6 protein-coding genes are annotated in these 4158 nt (G+C 64.4%); 1 reads left to right on the top strand and 5 read right to left on the bottom strand.

Annotation, left to right across the window (positions count from 1 at the left end; genetic code table 11):
- The first annotated feature begins 770 nt into the window (after nt 1–770).
- The gene (locus tag AB0B91_RS21685) at nt 771–1763 is read left to right on the top strand and encodes a serine hydrolase domain-containing protein (protein WP_358322243.1); all 993 of its coding nucleotides are present in this window, start codon (nt 771–773) and stop codon (nt 1761–1763) included.
- A 96-nt stretch (nt 1764–1859) separates the two neighbouring features.
- Here AB0B91_RS21685 and AB0B91_RS21680 read toward each other — a convergent pair whose 3' ends face one another.
- The 5 genes from AB0B91_RS21680 to AB0B91_RS21660 form a co-directional block, all read right to left on the bottom strand.
- On the bottom strand, nt 1860–2114 hold the full coding sequence (locus AB0B91_RS21680) for a hypothetical protein (protein ID WP_358322241.1): 255 nt from the start codon (nt 2112–2114) through the stop codon (nt 1860–1862).
- Between the two features lie 15 nt (nt 2115–2129).
- On the bottom strand, nt 2130–2453 hold the full coding sequence (locus tag AB0B91_RS21675; RefSeq protein ID WP_358322238.1) for an integrase core domain-containing protein: 324 nt from the start codon (nt 2451–2453) through the stop codon (nt 2130–2132).
- Nucleotides 2440–3102, bottom strand: coding sequence for a hypothetical protein (locus AB0B91_RS21670; protein ID WP_358322236.1), 663 nt, complete (start codon nt 3100–3102; stop codon nt 2440–2442). The genes AB0B91_RS21675 and AB0B91_RS21670 overlap by 14 nt, the downstream gene beginning before the upstream one ends.
- 5 nt (nt 3103–3107) lie before the next feature.
- On the bottom strand, nt 3108–3584 hold the full coding sequence (locus AB0B91_RS21665) for an integrase core domain-containing protein (protein ID WP_358322233.1): 477 nt from the start codon (nt 3582–3584) through the stop codon (nt 3108–3110).
- Nucleotides 3585–3777: 193 nt separating this feature from the next.
- Complete coding sequence (locus AB0B91_RS21660; protein ID WP_358322230.1) at nt 3778–4008, bottom strand: hypothetical protein; 231 nt, start codon at nt 4006–4008, stop codon at nt 3778–3780.
- Between the last annotated feature and the right edge of the window lie 150 nt (nt 4009–4158).

Genomic DNA, 4158 nt, shown 5'->3' with positions numbered 1-4158 from the left:
TGTTACGCCAAGTCACCCCCCCCAGACAGGTCCGCCGCGCCGTGCGAGGTCGTCGCGCGGGCAGCAGGAAGTATGGACCGCTCGTCAGGGGTTCGTCCTGGCGAGGACCGGTTAAAGCCACGCCATTCCTATTGGGTTGTCCGAAAGCCAGTCAAGTGGCGAAATTTCAATCTATGACGGAATGGAGGTTTCGGCTATCGGGAAATTTCGCTGCCTGCGGGCGCGTCGGTGGGAGGTGCACCTCTCAGGCTGGGCGGATGATCTCTACCCCACCCCTGCGTCAGGGGCGCCTGTCACGCTGCGTGAGGATCTTGTTCATTTGCGGAATGTCCGTAATCAGTGTTTCGGTCTTTGCGTCATGCGACGTCCGACCGCATTGACTGATTGAGTCGAGTTTTATCCGGCATATCGGTCAGACAATCGGTGATCTTGCTGGCAGTTGCCTTGCGGGATGTTGACAGCCGCCGGTCCGCCCATGCGAGGGGTCGAGATGTGGCCTGATCAGATGCTCAAGAATGAGCACCTCTGCTGCGCCAAGCGCTGCCCTATTCTGGGGACAAGTGAGGCACGCTCCCTCGTAGAAGCGCATGTCAGGGATCCTTCCGCGTCCGGTGCGGGGCGGGGGTGGCGGTGCCTGATCGAGGGGCCCGGTGGTAATAGCGCAGTACCCGACGGCCGAGGGGGCGGGGACCCTCAAGCCCCGTTCCCTTGCCGGGAGACGATGACCGTGCCGGCCTTCCCCCGAAGAGCTCGAACATCATTATGAAGTCATGCGGATCACAGCCATCCTCGCCCTGCTCTGCGCGGTCGCGTGCAGCTCTCCCGTCCCCCGGACGCCGTCCGTACGGCCCTCCCCGGCGCCAGGGGTGCAGGCGGAGGCCACGCGGCTGGTCGAGGCCGGATCGTCGGGCGCGGTGGTGCACGTCAGGAAGGGGGATCAGACGTGGCAAGCGGCGGCAGGGCAGGCGGACACCGGGGTGCCGATGCGGACGGATCATCGGTTCAGGATCGCGAGCATCACCAAGACGTTCACCGCGACGCTCGTTCTGCAGCAGGTCGAGGAGGGGCGGCTGGCGCTCACCGACCGGGTGGACAAACTGCTGCCCGGTGTCATCAAGACGAAGGCGACCGTGGCGGACCTGCTCAGGCACACCAGCGGCATCTCCGACTACCTGCGCGACGAGCGTTTCGTCAAGGACTTAGGCAACGGCGCCCACCTCCGGCACTGGCCACCCCGAGAACTGCTGAAATATGCGGATAAAGAGGCGCAGGGTTATTCCAACACCAACTTCATCCTGCTCGGCATGATTCTGGAGAAGGTGTCCCGCAAGTCGTACAGGGAGCTGCTGAGCGAGCGCATCACGGGCCCGCAGGGCTTGACCGCGACCGAGCTGCCCACCGACGACCTGCCCAAGGATCTCGCGCACGGAAACCACACCGACGGAGTGGACAACGCCGAGCTAGACTCGTCGATCTTCTGGACCGCGGGCGGGCTGATCTCGACCGCGGCCGACGTGTCGAGCTTCTACCACTGGGTGTTCACTCAGGGGGTGGGCAGGCAACTGCAGACCGGCGGGTTCGGAATCTTCGCCGAGACGCTCGGCTGCGGGCGGCGCGTGTTCAGCCATTCCGGGTGGATCTTCGGCTACAGCGGGATGGCGATGAGCAGTGCGGACGGCGAGACGGAGGTGGTCGTCCAGCTGGCTTCCGGCCAACCGGCCGACGCCATCGCCGCAGCCGAACGGCTCATGTGCACTGAATAGCACAGAGCCTGTTCGAGTTCGTGCGCGAACCGGTCCCGGAACTTACCGGTCGTCGCCACCCACGTCTCTGGATTTTCACCAGCGACGACATCCGGGCTATTTCCACAGGTTCGTGACGTCGTCAGAAGAAGCGAAGAGCTCTTCGTACGGGCCTTGTGCGGCGATACGGCCATCATCCATGACGATGACGTGGTCCGCGCGGCGCAGGAGGGATCGGCGGTTGGAGACGACAAGGGCGGTGCGGTCAGGCTCGTGGTCGAGGATGCGCTGCCACAGGAGGGTTTCTGTGGTGATGTCGAGAGCGGCTGAGAGGTCGTCGATGACGAGGAGGTCGGCGTCGTGGGCGAGCATGCGCGCGGCGGGCCCTCAGGTCGACCACCTCTGAGAGTCATGCAGTGGCGGCCTTGGTTCTCGAGCGCGGTGCGGTCGGTGATGGTTGTAGTGAGGCTCGTAGCATGCCGGCACGTGCCGGAGGTGCCGCTCTCCGTAGATGAGGAGATGGTCGAGGCACTCACGCCGCAGGGTGCCGATGACGCGCTCGCAGATGGCGTTCATCCTCGGCGTCCGCGGCAGCGTGGTGATGATCCGTAGTCTTTCGGTTTCGAAGACCGCCCTGAAGGCGGAGGTGGAGAGCGGATCCCGATCGTGGTTCAAGAACCGCAGCTCGGCGATGCGGTCACTCAGGTCCATGGCGAGGTTTGCGGGCCTGCTGCGCCGTCCATGCCCCGGTCGGGTGCGCGGTCACTCCGGCCAGGTGCAGTCGCCGAGTGCCGTGCTCGATGAAGACCAGCACATACAGCCGTTTGAGCAGCACGGTCTCGACCACCAGGAAGTCGCACGCGATGATCGCGTGGGCTTGAGCGGCCAGGAACTGCCGCCAGCTCGGGCCGGCCCGGCGGGGCGCCGGATCGATACCTGATGTGTGCAGGATCTCCCACACGGTGGAGGCCGCGATGTTGTAGCCCAGGCGGGCCAACTCGCCTTGGATTCTCCTATGCCCCCAGGTCGGATTCTCCCGCGCCATTCGCACGATCAGTCCTCTGATCGGCCGACGGGTGCCGGGCCGTCCCGGACGCTGCCGGTTGGTGCTGGTCCATTTGCGTGCTGCGAGGTTGCGATGCCAGCGCAAGATTGTCGCCGGGGTGACCGTGAATACCTCCGCCCACCGGCGGCGGTGGACCAATCCTGACAACGCCGCAAGCCAGACCTTGTCGGCGTGATCCCACCGCGGCCGGTCACCGAGTTGACGGCGCAGCACCTGGTTCTCGTGACGGAGCACTAGCAGTTCAATGTCCTTGGACAGGTCCGAGCGGACCAACACCGCCAGCAGGCCGAACAAGCCCTTCACCAACCGGTAGACAAGCGACAACACCACCTTGAGATGGTCGCAGCCGCTGCCCTGATCGCGCAGCGAAAGCCCAGCTCACAGTACGAAATCGTGTTTTCGAGCGGGACAGGACGTAGCGGTGCTGCCTGAGCCAAGGCCTGATGGGCTCGGTGCTCGTTGTAGAAGTGTTCGTACTCGTGTAGGGCATGCCGCAGGTAGCGTTCGTTCCAGAGCAGGCAGCGGTCCAGGAGTTCGCGGTGGCAGGACTGTACCCATCGCTCCATGAGCGCGTTCATGCGCGGCACGCGGACGCCGGTGAGAACCGTGTGGATACCAGCGTCAGCGAGGATCTCCTCCATCAGGGCCGGAAACTTCCCGTCCTGGTCTCGGATCAGATAGTGCGCCCGGCAGCCGGCGTCCTGTAGGTCCATCACGAGATTCTTGAACACCTGACTGACCCAGGCCGCGGTCGGGTGAGGGGTGGTACCGAGCACGCGGGTCCGCCTGTTGGGCAAGCTGGATGACCTGCGCGGATGACATTATCGGCAGGCACAGAGTCGTCGTGATCCTTCCGTTTCGGTTGGGTAGCTGAAGGCGTTCGGTTACTCGTTGTCTGCCAAGGCCGGCGAGAAACCGCAGGCGATATTCGGTGTCGCACAGAAGGCTCGGATGGCTAGAGTCCGGTTCTCATGGTGACCAGCCGGCGGTGCCAGGCCGACAGGTGCCCGGCGTCACGGTCCGATGGAGCCGAAGTCGCTTGGGCAACTGCCGTGCCAGCGCCGCCAGCAGCGCCTGGTCGGCCCAGTCCGGTCGCGGCCTGGCGACCTGACGACGTAGGACGGCGAGGTTGCGTCCACGGGAGTGGTGTACGAGTTTGGCCTGGTCATAGGCGTGGCGTCGTGAAATGAAGGCGGCCATCGCGTGATCCTTCGAGTAGCAAGATCAAGATCGAAGGAGATCAGGCGATGGCCGTAGACAACAGTGTGACGCCCGCGCAGTGGCTGGCGCGGCAGATCGAGACCGACGACCCCGACATGTTGCGATCCATGGTGAAGACCATGGCCGAAG

The organism is Nonomuraea sp. NPDC049141 (assembly GCF_040648415.1).
Taxonomy (GTDB): Bacteria; Actinomycetota; Actinomycetes; order Streptosporangiales; family Streptosporangiaceae; genus Nonomuraea.
The sequence above is the reverse complement of the archived record's forward strand: the minus strand, read 5'-3'. Positions and strand labels throughout refer to the sequence as shown.

What these genes read in the sequence shown, in the direction of transcription:
- AB0B91_RS21660 (WP_358322230.1), bottom strand. Translation starts at nt 4,008, where the DNA reads ATGGCCGCCTTCATTTCACGACGCCACGCCTATGACCAGGCCAAACTC.
- AB0B91_RS21685 (WP_358322243.1), top strand. Translation starts at nt 771, where the DNA reads ATGCGGATCACAGCCATCCTCGCCCTGCTCTGCGCGGTCGCGTGCAGC.
- AB0B91_RS21680 (WP_358322241.1), bottom strand. Translation starts at nt 2,114, where the DNA reads ATGCTCGCCCACGACGCCGACCTCCTCGTCATCGACGACCTCTCAGCC.
- AB0B91_RS21675 (WP_358322238.1), bottom strand. Translation starts at nt 2,453, where the DNA reads ATGGACCTGAGTGACCGCATCGCCGAGCTGCGGTTCTTGAACCACGAT.